General features: G+C 61.4%; 15 protein-coding genes. 4 read left to right on the top strand and 11 right to left on the bottom strand.

All coding sequences use genetic code 11. The features are described from left to right. Window positions 1-113: 113 nt before the first annotated feature. From KUL25_RS09900 to bhcA, 9 genes are all read right to left on the bottom strand, one after another. Window positions 114-2,414 carry a sulfatase-like hydrolase/transferase gene (locus KUL25_RS09900; protein ID WP_257892797.1) on the bottom strand — a complete coding sequence of 767 codons (2,301 nt, stop codon included), beginning with the start codon at window positions 2,412-2,414 and terminating at the stop codon, window positions 114-116. Then, window positions 2,411-3,169, bottom strand: a complete 759-nt coding sequence (locus KUL25_RS09895) for a hypothetical protein (RefSeq protein ID WP_257892796.1) — start codon at window positions 3,167-3,169, stop codon at window positions 2,411-2,413. Before KUL25_RS09895 ends, KUL25_RS09900 begins: the two co-directional genes overlap by 4 nt. Beyond that, window positions 3,162-4,586: a hypothetical protein gene (locus KUL25_RS09890; RefSeq protein WP_257892795.1), complete on the bottom strand. Its 1,425-nt coding sequence runs from the start codon at window positions 4,584-4,586 to the stop codon at window positions 3,162-3,164. The genes KUL25_RS09895 and KUL25_RS09890 overlap by 8 nt, the downstream gene beginning before the upstream one ends. A gap of 63 nt (window positions 4,587-4,649) precedes the next feature. Continuing rightward, window positions 4,650-6,455 carry a glycosyltransferase family 2 protein gene (locus KUL25_RS09885; protein WP_257892794.1) on the bottom strand — a complete coding sequence of 602 codons (1,806 nt, stop codon included), beginning with the start codon at window positions 6,453-6,455 and terminating at the stop codon, window positions 4,650-4,652. A gap of 45 nt (window positions 6,456-6,500) precedes the next feature. Beyond that, the gene (locus KUL25_RS09880) at window positions 6,501-6,800 is read right to left on the bottom strand and encodes a hypothetical protein (protein WP_257892793.1); all 300 of its coding nucleotides are present in this window, start codon (window positions 6,798-6,800) and stop codon (window positions 6,501-6,503) included. Window positions 6,801-6,908: 108 nt separating this feature from the next. After that, window positions 6,909-7,889, bottom strand: coding sequence for an iminosuccinate reductase BhcD (gene bhcD, locus KUL25_RS09875; protein WP_257892792.1), 981 nt, complete (start codon window positions 7,887-7,889; stop codon window positions 6,909-6,911). Continuing rightward, a complete protein-coding gene (gene bhcC, locus KUL25_RS09870; RefSeq protein WP_257892791.1) occupies window positions 7,889-9,052 on the bottom strand; it encodes a 3-hydroxy-D-aspartate aldolase BhcC in 1,164 nt (387 codons plus the stop codon). The genes bhcD and bhcC overlap by 1 nt, the downstream gene beginning before the upstream one ends. A 72-nt stretch (window positions 9,053-9,124) precedes the next feature. Next, on the bottom strand, window positions 9,125-10,087 hold the full coding sequence (bhcB, locus tag KUL25_RS09865) for a beta-hydroxyaspartate dehydratase BhcB (RefSeq protein WP_257892790.1): 963 nt from the start codon (window positions 10,085-10,087) through the stop codon (window positions 9,125-9,127). A gap of 12 nt (window positions 10,088-10,099) precedes the next feature. Continuing rightward, window positions 10,100-11,290 carry an L-aspartate--glyoxylate aminotransferase BhcA gene (gene bhcA / locus KUL25_RS09860; RefSeq protein WP_257892789.1) on the bottom strand — a complete coding sequence of 397 codons (1,191 nt, stop codon included), beginning with the start codon at window positions 11,288-11,290 and terminating at the stop codon, window positions 10,100-10,102. A gap of 168 nt (window positions 11,291-11,458) precedes the next feature. On the opposite strand from bhcA, the gene bhcR reads away from it, so the two are divergent. Then, window positions 11,459-12,295, top strand: coding sequence for an HTH-type transcriptional regulator BhcR (bhcR, locus tag KUL25_RS09855; protein WP_257892788.1), 837 nt, complete (start codon window positions 11,459-11,461; stop codon window positions 12,293-12,295). Between the two features lie 21 nt (window positions 12,296-12,316). Here the strand turns inward: bhcR and KUL25_RS09850 are convergent, their stop codons facing one another. Next, window positions 12,317-12,991, bottom strand: a complete 675-nt coding sequence (locus KUL25_RS09850) for an SDR family oxidoreductase (RefSeq protein ID WP_257892787.1) — start codon at window positions 12,989-12,991, stop codon at window positions 12,317-12,319. Window positions 12,992-13,291: 300 nt separating this feature from the next. Here KUL25_RS09850 and hppD point away from each other — a divergent pair, with 300 nt between their 5' ends. After that, window positions 13,292-14,383, top strand: a complete 1,092-nt coding sequence (gene hppD / locus KUL25_RS09845) for a 4-hydroxyphenylpyruvate dioxygenase (protein WP_257892786.1) — start codon at window positions 13,292-13,294, stop codon at window positions 14,381-14,383. On the opposite strand, the gene xylB is transcribed toward hppD, so the two are convergent. Continuing rightward, a complete protein-coding gene (xylB, locus tag KUL25_RS09840) occupies window positions 14,380-15,831 on the bottom strand; it encodes a xylulokinase (RefSeq protein ID WP_257892785.1) in 1,452 nt (483 codons plus the stop codon). The two genes, hppD and xylB, sit on opposite strands and share 4 nt — an antisense overlap. Window positions 15,832-16,573: 742 nt before the next feature. Between xylB and KUL25_RS09835 the strand changes: the two genes are divergently transcribed. Next, window positions 16,574-17,785: an adenine-specific methyltransferase EcoRI family protein gene (locus KUL25_RS09835; protein ID WP_257892784.1), complete on the top strand. Its 1,212-nt coding sequence runs from the start codon at window positions 16,574-16,576 to the stop codon at window positions 17,783-17,785. Beyond that, complete coding sequence (locus KUL25_RS09830; RefSeq protein ID WP_257892783.1) at window positions 17,782-18,948, top strand: HNH endonuclease family protein; 1,167 nt, start codon at window positions 17,782-17,784, stop codon at window positions 18,946-18,948. Before KUL25_RS09835 ends, KUL25_RS09830 begins: the two co-directional genes overlap by 4 nt. Window positions 18,949-19,031: the final 83 nt, after the last annotated feature.

The raw sequence follows: 19,031 nt of genomic DNA, 5'->3' as shown, positions 1-19,031 counted from the left end.
CTAATCTTCTTGGCAGACGTTCGCTGCACCACAACGAATGCGCGGGTTGGGCTCAAACCTGCCCCCCCGCTGCGTTGCCATGACACCCAACGGGCCCCGGGCCGTGGCCCGGTCTACGTGATCTGCGCCGCGATATCCGCATCGTCAGACGTGCCGTGGATGTCGAGGATCGTCAGGCCGCAGCGGAGGCGGTGGCCGGTTTCGGTGCGGGTGATCACAGGCGGTTTGGGCCAGGCGGATAGGTCGTAGCGTTGATCTGCGTGCCATTGGTGGATCACCGTAACGCCGCCGTAGGCCGGTTTGATGACCTTGGCACCTGCCTCGGGCGTGATGTGGGTGATGCCGGAGCCGGTGGCGATCTCGTGGTCGCCGATCCCGATATGCAGCTCATTCTGGCCGGGGCCTGTGTCAATCGTGGACGCGCCTTCGCCATCAAAGATCACGTCGTTGCCATGGCCGCCGAAGATATGGTTGCGCCCGGAATTGCCGTGGATCAGGTCATCTCCGGTGCCGCCGTCCAGCGTATCGCGCCCCGGGCCGCCATAGAGCGTATCGTTACCCTCTTCCCCGTAGAAGCCGTGGCGGCGGTTGCCCTGTTTGGCCTTGGCGATCATCGTGTCGTTGCCCTTGCCGCCATAGAACGTGGCAGAGCCATGCTTGGGGCCGATCATCACGTCATCGCCGTTGGAGCCCTTCACGTCGATTTCCACCCGCTCGGAGGTTTCAAACTCGATCGGGCTGTCGGGGTGGGCGACGATTTGCAGGCGTTTGCCCTCGGGCTGGGGGCCTTTGCCGGCGCCTTCTTCCTTGCGCGACACGACCGTGGCGATGCGGATTTTCTCAATATTTGCAGGGCAGTGGAGGATGTAGTCATCGGGCCCGGCCATGTACCAGAGCGTATCGGTGCCGCCGTCTTTTTCTTCAACGATCTTCTCGGCGTCGCTTCCGTAAGCCCAGTAATCATTGTCTGCGCGCCCGCCTGCCAGCACGACCGAGCCGTCCACGGCCATCATCGCGTTCACGCCCTCGGCAGGGTTTTCGAACCCGCGCAGGTCAAGGCCCAGGTCCAGCGCGCCGCGCGTCAACTCGTCCCGCAGTGCATCGAGGGGGGCGGTTTCGGCGAGGTTTGTCGTCTCACCCGGATCTTCTACAAGATCGTAAACGTGTTCCTCGCCATTGGGGTAGCGGAAGTAGCGATACTGGCTGAGGCCGTCGACGGAGGGACGCACGGAGAGGGTGCCAAAGACGCAGGTGATGGGGGATTTCGTGGCGTCATAGGTGCCGAAACTGTCGTCGATCAGTGGCAGGAGCGACTGGCCCGAGGTCCAGTCCGGGCGGGGCGGCAGGCCCGCGAGGTCCATGATCGTCTTGGGGATGTTGTGGAGCGACACGGGAAGGGGTTCGACGCGGGGCGTGAGGTTCGCGTGCCACAGCCCAAGGGGGATATGGGCGGCGCTGTCCCACTGGCTCATCTTGTGGAAACTGTCGTGGTTGCCGAGGTTGAAGCCGTTGTCGGACAGGAAAATCACCGTGGTATTGTCGGCCAGCTTCGAGACGCGCAAGGCCTCCATGAAACGCCCGATTTCGTGGTCCACGTGGGAGATGCAGGCGAAATAGGCGCGCACGACTTGCCGCCACGCGTTGTCTCCGGCCTTCTCAGGCGTCCAGACGCCGTTGGCGATATAGGCGGCCTCGTAGACGGCGAAACCGGGTTGGGGGCCGAAGTAATCCTCGGGCGCGGCGATGGAGGGCCAGACGATATCGGCGGGGTCATACTGGGCGTAGAACCGGTCTGGCGCGACGAGGTTGTAGTGGGGATGCTTGAAGCCAAGCTGGATCAGGTGGCGGCGGTTTGGATCGGCGCGGGAGAGGTGGTCAATCGCGTTTTGCGCCACCTGATTGTCGAAGAACGTGTGGTCATATTCGCCCTGATCATCCGGGTGGTTGACGCCCTTGATACCCGGTCCACGATCCAGATAGGCGTGGACGCCACGGCGCTTGCCCTTGTCTTCGGCCAGCACGTCCTCGTGGAACAGGATGCGGCGGTAGTCTTCCGGCATCGGCTTGTAATTGCTGTCAACTTTGCCGGTGGTGAAGGTGTAGAACCCGTTGCGGCGCAGGTCGTAGGCCCAGGCCTTTTCGGGCGGGTAGACGTCGCGCCAGAAGCGGTTGAGGTCCACAAGGCCGGAGCGGAACGGTGATATCCCCGTGGCCAGTTCCGCCCGGCACGGCGCGCAGAGCGGGACGGTGGCATAGGCGTTCTGGAAGCGGACGCCCTCGGCCATCAGACGGTCCAGATTGGGGGTCTGGATTTCCAGCCCAAAGGTCTTGCGCCAGGTGAAGACGTCGATCATGTCATCGACCCAGATGACGCAGATGTTGCCGCCCGTGATGGTGTCCTTGGTGAACGTCATGCCGCAGCCCACAGGTGATGTCGTTTCAGGGCCGCCAGCGCGCGGGTGTCGGCGGGGGCCCCGGAATGCAGCAACGCGCGGCCCGGGAACAGCCAGACATCCAGGATCAGCGCCGCGCCAAGCGTTTTCAGCAGCCGGGGCCGCTGGTTGCGGCAGCCGATGAACAGGCTGGCGGTGCCGCCCAGGATGCCCTCTTTCGCGTGGGCATCAGCGCGGTTCGGCCCCAGGGCCAGCGCCAAGCGGTCGCCGTAAAGCGACACCACGGCCAGGCGGGGTGCGTCCCGGTCCGGGCACGCAAGCTCGACCGAGGCGCGACCCTGGTCGTCCTTGGCGGTCAGCACGCCGCCGGTCTCTGACAGGAACACGTAATTGCCCGCGCGGGTGGCGTTGAGCGCGAAGAGCGTGCGCGCGTCTTCACCGGGGGGGGTGTAGAAGCGCACGGCGACGGTCGCGGTGGTGGCATCGGGGGCGCCATCTTCGGCCACGACGCCACAATGGATGCCCGCGCGACATTGCAGGCCGAAAAGGTCATCGACCTCACCGATCTGGCCGTTGCCGGTGTTGGGCTCGGTCGGCTCGGCGGGCGGGCCGCCGGCATAGGTGCGCCAGAGCGACACCGCGCCGGTGCCCGGGTCCTGTTCCATCTGTGCCTCGGCGCCGTGCCACCAATGGGCACCTTTCAGCGCGGAGGAAACGGCACCGGGATGCGCCGAGCAGAGCGCGCCGGGGGGCAGATTGCCATCCAACTCAAGCATTGCGACCCCCCGTGATGGGAAGGGACGCTGGCAACGCCCACCGGTGCAGGGTCACGCCCGTGGCGCTGTCCAATTGCCATGCGTCGCGCAAGGCGCCGGGGCTGTTGGTGGCGTAGCACAGGCGCAGGTTGGTCCCTTCGGGGGCCTTGGAGAGGTCAATCAGCAGGGTCTGCGGATCATCCCCGGCGATGCGGATGCCCTTGATTTCGGAACCGTTCTCGCAGCCCGCCAACGCAAACCCCGCGCCGTCGCCCGCCCCAAGCGGGTCGGCTTCATCCAACACCAGCGCCCCATCTGCGCGGGCGGCGACGCGCAATGTCGTGCCCTCCACCTCTGCCAGATGCAGCGTGGGGCACTTCCATGTCGCGGCCTCTGCGATGGCCGAGGCGGTCATCTCGGCCTGTTGCTGGCGGGCGGCGTCCGTCGGGCGATCATAGGCGTCGAGCGCGAACATGTAGGCCGGGGCCGAATGCAACAGGCGGTGATCGCCGTGGGACCAGCTGAGTTCCCATTGGCCCTCCAGTGCGGGGCCGGGGGCGACATCTGGCAGGGCGCTTTCGAAGCGGGCCACGAACAGCGGCCGGTCGAAGCCGAGCGCCCAGAGGCCTTCGCTGATCGCCTCCATCGTGGCCAGCATCCCATCGCGGTAGGCGCTTGCACTTTCCGAATGATCCTCTAGCGCAAAATCGAGCGTTACAGCCAATACCTTGGACTTTTTGCCCATTAACTCAGCGGAGGCGCGCAGATTCCGGGCAGCCACCAGAAGGTTTTCCACAGCTTTTCCACAGGCCAGATCGGCGGCTGTGACCGAGGCATCCGTTTCCACGCGCGTGAAAAACAGGGGCAGGGGGCGGAAATCCGCCATGCGCCAGTCCAGCACGGTCTGCGCCACCAGTGCATCGACGGTCATTTCACGCAAATGTTCGAGCCGGTCGCAGGCCTTCGCGACCTCGATCCCCGCGTGGCCCACCGCGCCGATGTCATCGGCGGGGGCCACGATGTGGTGCGGGTAGCGCGCAGGCACCCGCGTGGCCAAAGCGGCCCGTGCGCCGCCGACACCCAGCAGGCCCAGAACCGGCCCGTTGGTCTCGGCGATGATATCGCCGCCCTCGACATGGGCGCGGAACCCGCGCACCCCCTGATCACCCTTGAGACGGGCGGTGAAAGTCACCCAATCGCCATCCGCGCGCGCATTCCAGGCGTCAATGCCATCAGGCAAATCGGGCGCATCAGCAGAGGATGCGGCAACCGGGGCCGCGACCCGATCGGGCAGGCGCAGGGCCAGATCCTCGACCACCCGATCCGCCAGACGCAGCACGAGGCCCGAGGGATCATAGCGGATCACATCGCCATTCTTCGCCCGCAGCACGACACCGTGGCCTGCAATCAGGTCTTCTTCTTCGTCACTATGTGCCACCGATCGCCCCTTGCTTCCGCGTCACGTTATGCCAGCGCAGCCGCGCCCGCCAAGCCTATTGCGTCACGGCGCGCCATTGAATTGTAGAGAGCCCGAGGCGGCGCGGTCCATGTCCTCTACAAAACCCTTCTGGGCCAGTACCGGCCCATAGTCGGCGCGAAAGGTCTGGGCCTGCTCGTCCGAAATGATCGGAATGATCACCCGCTTCACCCGGCTCAGATCCTGGCCGGACAGCATTTTCGCCGGTAGATCTGCCGCGCGCCCGATGCGCAGGGCGTCGGGATTGAAATCCTTGAGGTAGGCCGCAAGGCCGCTGGCCTGATCCGGGCCGTCACCTGGAAAGACCAGGGGCCCATCGGTGAACTTCAACCGATCGCTCGCCACATCCGCCTGTTTCGCCAGATCGCGCCCATAGGCCACCAGCGGTGTGCGGCTGTCCTGGGCCATGTAAACAAGGCCTTCGCTCATCTTTACCGTGCGCATGCCGATGAAGCCGATGCCTGCGCCGATCTCCAGCACGCGGGGGCAATCGGCCAGATAGCCCGCGATATTGCGGGCGTGGCGACGCTCGAACCGGCCCAGAATGATCACGTCGAGGCTTTCGGGCGAGAACACGCGCGGGTCGGCAGGCAACTCGATGTCGTGGTTCGGCACCCATTCAAGGCCGATCTCTCCGCTGGTGTCGATGTCCCCCTGCACGTAGGGGTCCCCGTCCGTGGCCGCCCACCCGGCGACATTGTCATTGCGCCGCTCTTCAATCGGCTTGGCGGCGACGTCCTTTTCAACCCGGCTCATCAGGGCGGCAATCTTGGCGGGGTCACGGGCCTGGGGGGGCTTGGCCTCGATCTTGGTGATCGGAACTTTTCCGGCCTCGATCAGGCCTTCGCGCAGGTCGATGTAGGCGTCAGTCTTGCGGTATTCGTCTAGGCGGGCTTCCACGCGGTCGAGGGCGGCGTGGTGAAGGTCGTTGAGGACGGGGTCTGTGAGGAGTTCCGCCATGATCGCGGCGCGCTTTTCGGCATGGATCAGGGCGGCTGTATCCTCTACCTCATTGCGGTCCTGAAGGGACCAGTAGTCGTTGTTATACTTGTCTTTCTTGTTGTTCACGTTGCCGCGAAACTTGCGCACGGCGTAGCTGTCCACGGATTTGACAGCATAGTGGTTCATCTGCGCCCAATCGTAGCCCACAGTCCGCCGGATGGAGCGCCAGCCACGAAACTTGAAGTAATCCTCCATCGGGCGGCCCGAGCCGTTGAGCCACTTCACCCCGTCCGGGAAATCCGTCTCCAGCCACTTGTTCTTGATCGAGGGGCGATGGATGCCGAGTTTCCAGTACGTCGGGTCAAACTTGAACAGCGTCTTCACGCCCCAGCCCTTGTTCCACAGCGGCGGGGCGGCCCGCGTATATTGCTCGGTCACCGGATCGCGGGACCATTCGACAACGCCGCCCGATCCATAGATGCGCCATGTGATCACAATGCCATTGGCGCCCTGGGCCACCGCGTCGTCGATCATGCCTTCCACGGAATGCGAGGCGTGGCGGATGCAGAGGAATTCGTCTGCGTCGAAGACCAGCACCCAATCGGCTTGCCGCACGATGGGGTCAGCCTGGGCGTGTTTCAGGGCCGATGGCTGTGGCTTGATCCCTTCCGCGATGACATTTTCGCGGTGGTGGCCAAGGCCCAATTCCTCCAGCCGTTGCAGCATGGTGTCGGTGCCGTCGGAGCAATCGTTGGTGTAGACGAGGATATCGGTGAAGCCCACGGCGAGGTGATGGGCGAACCATTCCAACAGGAACGGCGCTTCGTCCTTCATCATCGACACGGCGAGGATCTGCCCGTGTTTGGAGGTGTTCTTGAGGTGCTGCACGTGCCCGTTTTCCCCGGTTTGCGGGTGTGATTAAGCATCGGGATATCACGGTGCTGCGCGCAATAGAACCGGGGCCGTCTGCAAAAGTGCGCGGATCAGGAGGATCGCGACCAGGCTAAGAGGATGGCGCGGGCGTGCCACGAGAGAGGGCAGCCAGTTTTGGCGAGCGACCAAAAGCACGCAAGTGAGGACGAAGATCGACAGGATCGCGACGGGAACGGTATGGACCGTTCTTTCCTGCGCAAAGTTTTCGATGAAAATCACAGCGATCGCGAAGTGGGCAAGCCCGTAGAGGCCGATCAGGCGCAGGGTGACGCTGTAGGTGGTTTGGAGGGCGTTCCGCATGGTCGGGCACTCGGATGGCTTGAAAGTCGCCAAGAGTGTCTTGGGGGAGTTGGCCCCGCTTAGGGCCATTTCTGGACGAAAGCGGGGCCGATTTCTTGAAGGTGGCGGCTAGAGCGGCACCACGGTTGCGGTGCCATTGGCCACGGCGACCTCCACGATCGCGGCCGACACGGCAAGATCCTGCAAGCCCACGCCGGTGCCGTCGAACAGCGTGATCTCTTCGTCGGAGGCGCGGCCTTTGTGGGCGCCGTTGATCACGGCGCCCAGTTGGGTGACGTCCTGTTCCTTGATCAGGCCGGACGCAATCGCGTGCTGCGCCTCTCCGATGGAAATCGATTGCGCCACCTCGTCACAGAAGACTGTCGCGCGGGCCAGCAGTGCCGCTTCGACCTCTTGCTTGCCCTTGGTGTCGGTGCCCATGCAGGCGATATGCGTGCCGGGACTGACGTGATCGGCCATGAGCGTGGGCGCGAAGGAGGAGGTGATGGTGATGATGACGTCGGCATCGCGCATGCCGGGCAAGTCCACCGCTTCGAACGGAAGGCCCGCTTCTTCGGCAACCTTCGCGAGGTTCGGCAGCATTTCCGGGTGCAGGTTCCAGCCGATGACCTTCTCGAAGGCATGCGTCTCTAACGCGGCGCGCAGTTGGAACGTGGCTTGGTGGCCCGCGCCGATCATGCCCAGAACCTTTGCGTCCTTGCGGGCGAGGTGCTTGATCGACACGCTTGAGGCAGCGGCGGTGCGCAGGGCGGTCAGGTAGTTGCCGCCGACCATGGCCGTCACGCGGCCGGTGTCGGGATCGAACAGGCAGACCGTGGACTGGTGGTTGATGATGCCCTGCTTGTCCAGATTGTTGGGCCAGTAGCCGCCGGCCTTGAGGCCGAGCACGCCGCCGGTGCGGTCAAACCCGCCCTTGAAGCCGTAAAGCGCGTCTTCATGGCCGATGGCTTCGCGCACGACAGGGAAATTGTAGGCCTCCCCCGCCGCCATGGCCGCGAAGACCTTTTCGACGGCGGTGAAAGAGGCGTCGCGTGTCAGAAGGTCCGGGATCAGACCCTCTGGCACGATGGTGAGTGTATGCTGCGACATCAGTATGCGCGACCGCGCGCAGAGACGGGCCAGACGGTTTCGACGACGCCGTTCCGCACGCCGACATACCAGTCGTGGACGTTGCAGGTGGGGTCGCAGTGGCCGGGGACGAGGTGCAGCTTGTCGTTGACCTTCAGCACGCCCTGGGGGTCCTTGACGACGCCATGCTCGTCCGAGCATTTGACGTATTCCACGTCCGCGCGGCCAAAGATCACCGGCAGGCCAGAGTCCACGCTTTGCGCTTTGAGGCCCGCGTCCACGATCGCCTTGTCGGCCTTGGCGTGGGACATCACGGAGGTGAGGATGAACAGCGCGTTTTCCCATTCACCTCGGTCGATGCGGTTGCCGTTCTCATCCAGGATACGGCCATAATCCGCATCCATGAAGGCGTAGGAGCCGCACTGCAACTCGTTGAAGACGTTAGAGTTACTCTCGAAGTAATACGATCCGGTGCCGCCGCCGCCGACGATGTCACACGCCAGCCCCTCGGCTTTCAGGGTGTCCACCGCGTCTTGCACCATGTCGATGGCGATCTGGGTCTTTGCCTTGCGCTCGTCATAGGAGTCGAGGTGCTGCATCGCGCCTTGATAGGCTTGCAGGCCTGCGAACTTGAGGCCGGGGGTGGCGTCGATGGCCTTGGCGATTTCCACGACGGCGGGGGTGGTGGTGACGCCGCAACGGCCCGCGCCGCAGTCGATTTCCACGAGGCATTCGATTTGCGTGCCATGCTTCTCGGCGGCAGCGGAGAGGTCGGCGATGTTGTCCAGATCATCGACGCAGCAGATGGTGCGCGCGCCAAGCTTGGGCATGCGGGCCAGACGGTCGATCTTTTGGGGATCACGCACCTGGTTGGAGACGAGGACGTCCTTGATGCCGCCGCGGGCGAAAACCTCGGCCTCACTCACCTTCTGGCAGCAGACGCCGCAGGCACCGCCCAGTTCGACCTGCAAATGCGCGACGTCGACGGATTTGTGCATCTTGCCGTGGACCCGGTGGCGCATGCCGTGGGCCTTGGCGTAGTCGCCCATCTTCTTGATGTTGCGCTCCAGCGCGTCGAGGTCGAGGACCAGCGCGGGGGTCTGCACATCCGCCGCCTTCATGCCGGGCTTTGCGGGGATGTCGAAGCCGACTTCGTAGTCAGCGAATTGGGCCATGTCTTTCATTGTCGTGTCTCCCATTGGGTCAAAGGGGGCGGCGGGGGTAACCCCGCCCTACGGATTGGTGTTCCGGGGGGCTCACTGCATCCACGGCAGCTTGTCGAGGTCGACGTTGCCGCCGGTGATGATCACACCGACGCGGCGACCTTTGAAGACATCCGGGTTTTTCAGGATCGTCGCCAGCGGCACGGCGCAGGAGGGCTCCATCACGATCTTCATGCGCGCCCAGGTCAGCTTCATGGCGTCGATGATCTCTTGCTCGGACGCGGTGAGGATGTCTGTCACGTGGTTTGACACAAAGTGCCAGGTGTTTTCCTTCAGCGGCACCTTGAGGCCATCGGCGATGGTCACCGGCGCGTCGTCGGCGATGATGTGGCCTGCCTTGAAGGAGCGGTAGGCGTCATCGGCTTGTTCCGGCTCGGCGGCGAAAATGTCGACGTCGGGGGCGATATTGGACAGCGTCAGGCAGCAGCCGGAGATCATGCCGCCGCCGCCGATGGGGGCGATGACCGAGTCCAGACCTTCGACCTGCTCCATGAATTCGCGCGAACAGGTCGCCTGTCCCGCGATCACGCGCGGGTCGTTGTAGGGGTGGACGAAATCGGCGCCGGTCGCCGCATGAACCTCGGCAAAGACCGCCTCGCGCGAGGTGGTGGAGGGTTCACATTCGGTGATGATGCCGCCGTAGCCTTTGACCGCGTCCTTCTTGGCTTGCGGTGCCGTGGAGGGCATGACGACGTGGCAGGGGATACCCCGGCGGCCTGCGGCGTAGCTAAGCGACAGGGCGTGGTTGCCCGACGAATGGGTGGCGACGCCCTTGGCGGCGTCTGCGTCGGACAGGCCGAAGACGGCGTTGGACGCGCCGCGCACCTTGAAGGCACCGGCTTTCTGGAAGTTCTCGCACTTGAAGAACAACTCTGCGCCGGTCAGCTCATTCAGGTAGGTCGAGGTCAGCACCGGCGTGCGGTGGATATAGGGACGGATGCGGTCGTGGGCCGCGATCACGTCGTCGAAAGTCGGCAGGTGGGACATGTCTTTCATCTTCCGGTGTCCTTATTCAGCGGCCAGCGCCATCGCGGCGGCGGATTGACGATACACTTCCTGCGCAGCTGCGACGCCGGAGCCGAGGGTGATATCAAGGCCCAGATCCACCATCACCATTTCTGCCGTCGCGATGCCGGACAGGGCCATCACGTCCGTCAGCATGCCCAGGTGTCCGATGCGAAAGACCTTCCCGGCCACATCGCCAAGCCCCGCCCCAAAGGCCACGCCGTAGCGGGTGGAGGCGTGGGAAACGATCCGCCCTGCGTCAAACCCCTCGGGCGTTTGGATCGCGGAGACGGTGTTGGAGTAAAGGTCCGGCGACACGGCGCACAGATCCAACCCCCACGCCTTCACGGCAGCGCGCACGCCGTCTGCAATGCGGGCGTGGCGGGCGAAGACGTTTTCCAGCCCCTCGGCCTCGATCATGTCGCAGGCGGTCTTGAGGCCGTTCAGCAGCCCGACGGAGGGCGTGTAGGGGTAGGCGTTTGCCTCGTAGCCCTTCTTCATGTCGCGGATATCAAGGAAGGTGCGGGGCAGGTCGGCGGCGTCAATCGCGGCCATGGCCTTGGGGGACACGCCGATGATGGCCAGACCCGCAGGCAGCATGAAGCCTTTCTGCGATCCGGTCACGGCGATGTCCACGCCCCAGCCGTCGAATTCGAACGGCATGGAGCCGATGGAGGACACGCCATCCACGAAGTAGAGCGCGGGGTGGTTTGCGGCGTCGAGGGCTTTGCGCACACCCGCCACGTCCGAGACGACGCCGGTGGCAGTTTCATTGTGCGTCGCGAGGACGGCTTTGATCTTGTGGTCCGTGTCGGCCTTGAGCGCGTCTGCGAACGCGTCAACCGGCAGGCCTTCGCCCCATGGCACGTCGATTTGAATGACTTTGAGGCCGTGGCGGTTGCACATGTCGATCCACTTGTGACTGAACATGCCGTTGCGCGCGGCCAACACCGTGTCACCGGCGCAAAGCGTGTTGCAGATCGCCGCTTCCCACCCCGCCGTGCCGGTGGCGGGGAAGATGAAAACCTCGGCCTCGGTCGATTTCAGCACCCGCTTCACGCCCTCCAAGGCGGGGTGCAGGATTTCCGGGAAGGCGGCGGAGCGGTGGTCCATCGTCGGAATATCGCAGGCGCGGCGCAAGACCTCGGGCATGTTGGTCGGGCCGGGGATGAACACGGGGTTCTGGGTGGACATGGTGCCGTCTCCTCTTGAGTCAGGGGCAACCTATGGGACGTCCCGATCCATCGCAATTTTTTTGAAAACGTTTTTCATAAGAGGGCCATGCTGGTTTTTATTCACCTTTACAGATGGTTGGTATTTTTCATATGATGAAATGAATTTTCAGCTTCTGTGAGAGTCCCCATGGCAGACCCCGCAACCCCCTCGCCCCGTCGCGCCCGTGGACGCCCCCGGGACTGGGATGACAAGACCGCGCAGAACACGATCAAGTCACTGGATCGCGCGATGGAGGTGCTGGAGCACCTGAGCGACACGCCCGGCGTGACGCTTTCGGGTCTTGCCGAAGATCTCAGCCAATCGCCCGCCACGGTGTACCGCATTCTGGTGACGCTGGAGGGGCGGGGGCTGGTGGAATTCGACCCCGCCGCACAGCTTTGGCACATCGGCGCGCGGGCCTTTATCATCGGCGCGCGCTACCTGCGGCGCACGACACTGGTGGACCGTGCACGCCCCCTGATGCGGCGGTTGATGGAGGTAACGGGGGAAACGGCGAACCTTGGCATTGCCCGCGATGCCCATGTGCTGTTCGTCAGTCAGGTTGAAACCCATGCCACCATTCGCGCGTTCTTTCCGCCCGGCACCCTGTCGCCCATGCACGCCAGCGGCATCGGCAAGGCCCTTCTGGCGCAGATGAGTGATGACCGCCTTTCGCGCCTGATCGCCACGGCCCCGCTGGACCAGTTCACCGCCCGCACCCTGACCGAGCCCGCCACCCTGCGGGCCGATCTGGAAGCCACGCGCGACCGCGGTTATGCCATTGACGATGAAGAAAAGAACGAAGGCATGCGCTGCATCGCAGCCCCGGTTTTCGACCTGAGCGGGGAGGCCGTGGCAGGCATCAGTGTCTCGGGGCCGGTCAGCCGGGTCAGCGTCACGCAAACGGCGAGATTGGCCGAGGCGGTAATGGCGGCCGCCGATGATCTGTCGGCCGCCATGGGGGGGGCGCGTCGGCAGGGCTAGCCGTGCCTTGATCGCGTACTTCTACCGCATCGGGTAGATCTGGAGCGAGGGAATGACGACGCGGTCGGGCTGACCCAACGCATACATGACGGCGCCCGCCACGTCCTCGGGCCGCAGGGCGTCGGGCTTGCCTTCGTCGAAGAACGGCGTGTCGACCATGCCGGGGTTGATGTTGGTCACGCGCACGCCCTGCTCGGCCAGTTCCGCGTGGAGGTTCTCGGCGTAGCCACGCACGAACCATTTCGTCGCCCCATAGACAGAGCCCGGCAGCGTCGCATGGGCCGCGCGCGATCCGGTCAGAAGCAGGTGGCCCTTGCTTTGCTTGAGGTGCGCGATCGCCAGCTTGCAGGTGACGGTAAGCGCAAAGATATTGACGTCGATCATGGTGCGGAAGTTGTCGATGTCGCCGCCTTCCGTGCCCTTGCCCGTGGCCCCGAGGCCCGCGTTGGCGAAGACGGCATCGATCTGGCCGAAGCGTGTGGCGGCGGCCTCGAACGCCGTGGTCTGGGCGGACACGTCGGTGACGTCGCAGGGCAGGGCGATGGCGTGATCCTCGCCCAATTCGGTGACCAGATCGTTCAGCTTGTCTTCCGAGCGGGCCACCAAGGCGACCTTGTGGCCGGCGTCAACGGCGGCGCGCGCCGTGGCCGCCCCGATGCCAGAGGACGCGCCGGTGATGAAAAGGACTTTGGACATGGGGTATCTCCTGCATGGGTGAGTGTTGAGGGGGTAACGCGCTTCGGGCCGTTCGGGTTCACTGCAATCTTGCACAGGGTCCCCGAAATCTGTTACAGATGTAACCGCTGGCGGGACGAAATCCCGCACGCCCCGCGGGCCGGGATCTGTTTGTCGCGTGAAGGGCACGTTCCACGCGACGTTAAGCGCTTTCGAAAACTAGTGCGTCTGAAAAACCCTGCCAAGCTTCCGCTTTCTTGCGATTTTTCAGACTCAAGACGCCAAGGTTTTCCGAAAAGCGCCCTGAACAGGAGAACCGCCATGGGACCATTCCCGCATGACGCCCCGAAAGCTGTAATCGATGCCTCCAACGTGGCAGGCACCGATGGTTTTGAATTCGTGGAATTCGCCCACCCCGACCCGGCACAGCTTGAAACGCTTTTTCAAGCGATGGGCTACACCGAGGTCGCGCGCCACAAGAGTCGCGATATCTCGCTCTACCGCCAGGGCGACATCAACTACATCGTCAACCGGGAGCGGGATAGCCACGCGGGCCGTTTCGTGGACGCCCATGGCCCCTGCGCGCCTGCCATGGCGTGGCGGTGTGTCAATGCCGCCCACGCGTTGAAATGCGCGGTGGCTTACGGGGCCGAGGAATATACCGGCACCGACAAGACGCTGGATGTGCCTGCCGTCGTGGGGATTGGCGGCTCGCTTTTGTACTTCATCGACACCTACGGCGAGGACAGCCCCTACGCGGCCGAATTCGATTGGTTGGGGGAGGTGGACCCAAAGCCCGAAGGCGCGGGGTTCTATTACCTCGATCACCTGACCCACAACGTGGCGCGCGGGAACATGTCAACCTGGTATGATTTCTACGCATCGGCGTTCAACTTCAAGGAAATCCGCTTCTTCGATATTGAAGGCAAGCAGACGGGCCTGTTTTCCCGCGCGCTGACCAGCCCCTGCGGCAAGATCCGTATCCCGATCAACGAAAGCAAGGACGACACGTCTCAGATCGAGGAATATCTGAACGAATACAAAGGCGAGGGCATCCAGCATATCGCGGTGGCCACCAACAACATCTACAACAGCGTCGACCAGATCGCCGCCAATGGCATCGAATTCATGCCGCCCCCGCCCGACACCTATTACGACATGTCCCATGACCGCGTGACGGGCCACGAGGAACCGATCGAGCGCATGAAAAGCCACGGCATCCTGATCGATGGCGAAGGGGTCGTGGATGGCGGCATGACGCGGGTGCTGTTGCAGATCTTCTCCAAGACCGTGATCGGGCCGATCTTTTTCGAGTTCATCCAGCGCAAAGGCGATGACGGCTTCGGAGAGGGCAACTTCAAGGCACTGTTCGAGTCCATCGAAGAGGATCAGATCCAGCGCGGCGTGATCTAGGCGTTCATGACGTCATTGACCGTGCGCAATGCCGGATACAGCGCGCGGTACCCTGCCAATCGGGGCGCGAGGGCTTCGGCCCTTGCGGGGTCCGGCGTGAACCAGCGCTGAACCTCGGGCTTGCGCGCCACGTCCTGCGCCCCGGCGCCAAGGGCGATCTGACCGAGGCGCGCGGCGCCAAGGGCGGGGCCGACCTCGGCCGCGTCGCTGCGGCCAAGGGGCACCTGCATGACGTCCGCGATCATCTGCAACAGGAAGTCCGACCGCGTGCCGCCGCCGATGGCAAGCAAACGCTTTGGCCGCGTGCCGCCCGCTGCCATGGCGGCTTGGGCATCGGCGAAGGTGAAGGCGATGGCCTCCACCACGGCGCGCATCAGGCTGCCGTGGGTCGTCGTCTCGGACAGGCCCCAGAAACCGGCGCGAATGTCGTTGTCGCCGTGGGGCGTGCGTTCTCCGCTAAGGTAGGGGAGGAACAAGGGGCCGGGCTGCGCCGCCTCGGCCTCGGCCAAAAGCTCGGTGATGGGGCGGTCCAGAAGCGTCGCCAGCCACGCCATGGGCCGCGCGCCGTTCAGCATCGCGGCCATCTGGAACCAGAGGTTCGGCAGCGTATGCGCATAGGCGTGCAGGCGGCTTTCGGGGTTGGGCAGGCAGGTGGCCGTCGTGACGAACAACTGGCCGGAAGTCCCCAACGAGATGAACCCATCCCCCGGCGCAATCGCCCCGATGCCCACGGCCCCCGCCGCGCCATCGCCCGCGCCGGTGGCCACGGGAATGCCCTTGCGAAGGCCCAGGGTCTGGGCGGCGCCTGCGCCCAGGTGCCCGGCAATCGTCTCGCCGGATAGGACCTGGGGCAGCCAGGCGATGTCGGTGGCCGACGCGTCGCAAAGCGCGGGCGACCAGCGCCCGGAATGTTGATCAAACCACGAAGTGCCCGCCGCGTCGGAGGGGTCCGTCACCAAGCGCCCGTGAAGATACAGACCAAGGTAATCCTTCGGCAAAAGGATATGGGCGATACGGGCGTGGACATCGGGCGCATGTCGCGACAGCCACAGCAGTTTCGGCGCGGTGAAGCCGGGCATTGGGGGCACGCCTGTAATATGCCCGATCTCGGGCACCGCCGCCGCCATGTCCGCGCACTCTGCCACGGCGCGGCCGTCGTTCCACAGAATCGCGGGGTGCACCGGCGCGAGGCTTGTGTCCAGAAGTACGGCCCCGTGCATCTGCCCCGACAGGCCGACGACGTCCACCTCTGCGCGCCGCTCGGGCGGCAAGGTCGCCATCGCAGCAGTCAGCGCGGTGATCCAGGCCTTGGGGTCTTGCTCGCTGGCGCCGGGGAACGGGTGCTGCGCGGTCAAGGGCGCCTCGGCGGTGGCGATAACAGCGCCGTCCGCATCCGTGACGCAAAGCTTTACAGCGGATGTTCCAAGGTCGATTCCAAGATGTGCCACACGCGTCCCCTTCACCATGTTGCAGCAGGGTAAACCCGCCCCGTGCGAGGGTGTCAATTCAACCCAAGGCCCTGCGCGGCCCCTGCCTATTGCGTGACGGCACGAGGTTCAGATCCCCATGTTTGCGTCGTTGCGCCAAATCGCGGGGCTGTTGGAGGGATCGATGCACCACGCAACGCAGGTTATCGAGCATTTTGCGCAGGTTAGCCCGGGCGATAGCCATGCTGTCGCGCGGTGCCTCAAGCGCCCAAAAACACGGCCTTGGGAAACGGAATAGGCGACCGTCCCGAAGAGTGCTGGGCCGCGTACAAGCTTGTGAACGATGTAAGTGTTTGAAAATATGGAGGCGAGTACCGGAATCGAACCGGTGTACACGGATTTGCAACGCCACAACATCAAATAAAATCGTTTTATATTTGTGAGTTAGGGTAAGAAAAATTTCTATGTGTACAAAAATGTATACAGCCTGAAGCGCTTGGAGGTGTCTTGCGATTGCAAGTCATTGTTCAAACCCAGAGTGTCGCCGTTTGGTAAGCCGCAGAACTTGACTTGAACGAAGCAGCAGGGGCGAAAGAAGCTATGGCGCATCCGACCAGCATAATCTAGTTTCAAACTAAGCAAACAGCGGTAGTTGCGCTCTCTTTGAAGATACCATGATGAAAAGCTTAACGCTTTCATCAACTTGGACTGGTATGAAAAAAGCGTGCAATGAACAAAAAGAAAACAGGTTCGCAGCAGTATAATGACTAAGAAAGCCCATCTCACGTCAGCAAAAAAAACGAAGAACGACGAGTTCTACACGCAATGGGCGGACATTGAGCGTGAAATAAATGCGTATCTCGAATATGACCCTGATGTTTTTCGCGGAAAAACTGTTTTTTTGCCGTGCGATGATCCAGAGTGGAGTAACTTCACAAAATACTTCGCGCTACATTTTCAGGATTTTGGGCTAAAAAAGCTGATTTCTACAAGTTATGCACCAAACAGCAATGCCAGCATTTCAGGCTATCAGCCAACCTTGTTCGAAAAAGAAAATCCGGCGTATGATGCCAAGCAATCACTAGAGCGCGGACGTGCGTTCGTACTGGAAGACATCGATGTCAACAGGGATGGAAAAATTAACATCGACGATCTTCAATGGTATTATCTTGAAGGTGATGGCGATTTTCGAAGCGACGAAGTGAAGAAAATCCGTGATCAATCGGATATTGTTATCACTAACCCACCGTTTAGCCTATTTCGAGAGTTTGTGAGCTGGTTGGTGGAGGGCAGCAAGAAGTTTTCGATAATTGGAAGCAATAACGCGGTCACATACAAAGAGATTTTTCCCTTAATTCAAGGCAACACTCTTTGGAAGGGAGCTACTGCTAACAACACAGACATGGTGTTTGGTGTTCCGAAAGGGGCAGAAATTAAGGACTCAGACCGCGAAAAGGCGCAACGCTTGGGTTATCCCCCGACGGATGATTTTGATTTCACTCGCATGGGCAATTCGTGCTGGTTCACAAATATCGAGCATGGTCGACGGCACGAACCGCTCAAGTTCATGACGATGTCAGATAATTTGATATTTAGCCGACACAAAATCGTGCGTGAGCAAGGTTACCGCGAGTACGACAACTATGACGCTATCGAAGTGCCTTTCATGGATGCAGTGCCGAGCGACTACAAAGGGGTCATGGGAGTTCCGATCACATTTCTGGACAAGTATAACCCCAGTCAGTTTGAGATTGTTGGTATTGCAAAGGCGCCGTTGGGAAAACCAAGTAAGATCTATGGCGTACAGGAACAGATCAGTGCGGCTGGTGTGCGGAGCTCGGTGACAAAACTCAATGATGGTCCGGTGATCAAGGTTGACGAGCCACCGGGAGGAAAAACTTACTATGAAGTGGATGGAGAATTCTATGTGCAGCTATATGCGCGCATCTTGATCCATTGGAAGGATGAAGCATGAAGACGGATCTGCGAAAGTACAGCGTGGAAGAGGTGGTAACGGGTTTCGTCTACAATGAGTTCGAGGGTAAAGGGCTGTATGGGCTTTCGGGATCACTTGTAATCCAACCAGAGTATCAACGAAACTACATCTATGGTGACGGTAAGAAAGATGTAGCTGTCATAGAGTCCGTCCTAAAGGGTTACCCACTCGGATTGATCTATTTCAATGATGGCGCGAATAGTCTGGAAGTCCTTGATGGACAGCAACGTATCACTAGCTTGGGTCGCTTTGTAACGGGTAAGTTTGCGATCAGGCTCGACGGGAAAGAGCAAACCTTTTCGTCTCTATCGTCCGAAGATCAAGCAAAAATTCTCCAAAGCGAGCTACTCGTATATGTTTGCAAAGGTACGGAAACAGAGATCAAAGAGTGGTTTCAGACCATCAACATTGCTGGGATGCCGCTCAACAAGCACGAGCTTTTGAATGCAATCTATTCTGGACCCTTTGTAACCGCGGCTAAGGCTACATATTCAAACTCAGGCAACGCACTTCAGCAAAAGTGGGCAGCTTACGTCAAAGGCGACCCAAAACGTCAAGAAGTCCTAGGTGTTGCGCTTGATTGGGTTGCGACATCAAAGGGAATTTCAGTTGAGAGATACTTGGCAGATAACCGGCATAATAGTAGCACAACAGAAATAGAGGCTTATTTCACCTCAGTAATTGACTGGATTGGCAGCGTTTTCTCAGGTTCGCCAGAAAAGGAAATGCGCGGTTTGGAATGGGGCAAAATGTATGAGCAGTACAAACATACTGCCTATGATGTAAGTAAAGTGTCAGCACGCCTAATAGAGCTTCGAGACGATCCCGCTGTTCATAACGCTCGAGGCATTTATGAGTTTCTGCTAGGAGGGGAAATGCAGACAGAACTATTAAGTGTTAGGTTGTTTGACGAAAAAACAAAACGTCAAGCCTATCAGCAGCAGACAATTGATGCGAAAAATAAAGGTAAATCGAATTGCCCTCTCTGTGCCGTAGGACACAGCGCAAACGCTACTCGGATTTGGGCGAAGTCAGAAATGGATGCAGATCATGTTTCTGCGTGGTCAAAGGGTGGATCAACGGACTTATCGAATTGCGAGATGTTATGCGTGACCCATAACAGAGCAAAAGGGAATCGATAGTTCACCTCACCAGAGTCTTCTCGTCTGCCGCAGATTTATAGATCATGCTTGTCGGCATAACGGCTGCATAGCCCCTCGATTTT

The organism is Gymnodinialimonas phycosphaerae (genome assembly GCF_019195455.1).
GTDB lineage: Bacteria > Pseudomonadota > Alphaproteobacteria > Rhodobacterales > Rhodobacteraceae > Gymnodinialimonas > Gymnodinialimonas phycosphaerae.
This window is presented reverse-complemented; position numbering and strand designations above follow the sequence as displayed.

Bases quoted from the DNA above. Each gene is read 5' to 3' on its own strand.
- bhcD (WP_257892792.1), bottom strand. From the start codon at position 7,889: ATGTCGCAGCATACACTCACCATCGTGCCAGAGGGTCTGATCCCGGAC.
- bhcB (WP_257892790.1), bottom strand. From the start codon at position 10,087: ATGAAAGACATGTCCCACCTGCCGACTTTCGACGACGTGATCGCGGCC.
- hppD (WP_257892786.1), top strand. From the start codon at position 13,292: ATGGGACCATTCCCGCATGACGCCCCGAAAGCTGTAATCGATGCCTCC.
- KUL25_RS09895 (WP_257892796.1), bottom strand. From the start codon at position 3,169: ATGCTTGAGTTGGATGGCAATCTGCCCCCCGGCGCGCTCTGCTCGGCG.
- KUL25_RS09880 (WP_257892793.1), bottom strand. From the start codon at position 6,800: ATGCGGAACGCCCTCCAAACCACCTACAGCGTCACCCTGCGCCTGATC.
- KUL25_RS09900 (WP_257892797.1), bottom strand. From the start codon at position 2,414: ATGACGTTCACCAAGGACACCATCACGGGCGGCAACATCTGCGTCATC.
- KUL25_RS09835 (WP_257892784.1), top strand. From the start codon at position 16,574: ATGACTAAGAAAGCCCATCTCACGTCAGCAAAAAAAACGAAGAACGAC.
- bhcC (WP_257892791.1), bottom strand. From the start codon at position 9,052: ATGAAAGACATGGCCCAATTCGCTGACTACGAAGTCGGCTTCGACATC.
- KUL25_RS09850 (WP_257892787.1), bottom strand. From the start codon at position 12,991: ATGTCCAAAGTCCTTTTCATCACCGGCGCGTCCTCTGGCATCGGGGCG.
- bhcR (WP_257892788.1), top strand. From the start codon at position 11,459: ATGGCAGACCCCGCAACCCCCTCGCCCCGTCGCGCCCGTGGACGCCCC.
- KUL25_RS09830 (WP_257892783.1), top strand. From the start codon at position 17,782: ATGAAGACGGATCTGCGAAAGTACAGCGTGGAAGAGGTGGTAACGGGT.
- bhcA (WP_257892789.1), bottom strand. From the start codon at position 11,290: ATGTCCACCCAGAACCCCGTGTTCATCCCCGGCCCGACCAACATGCCC.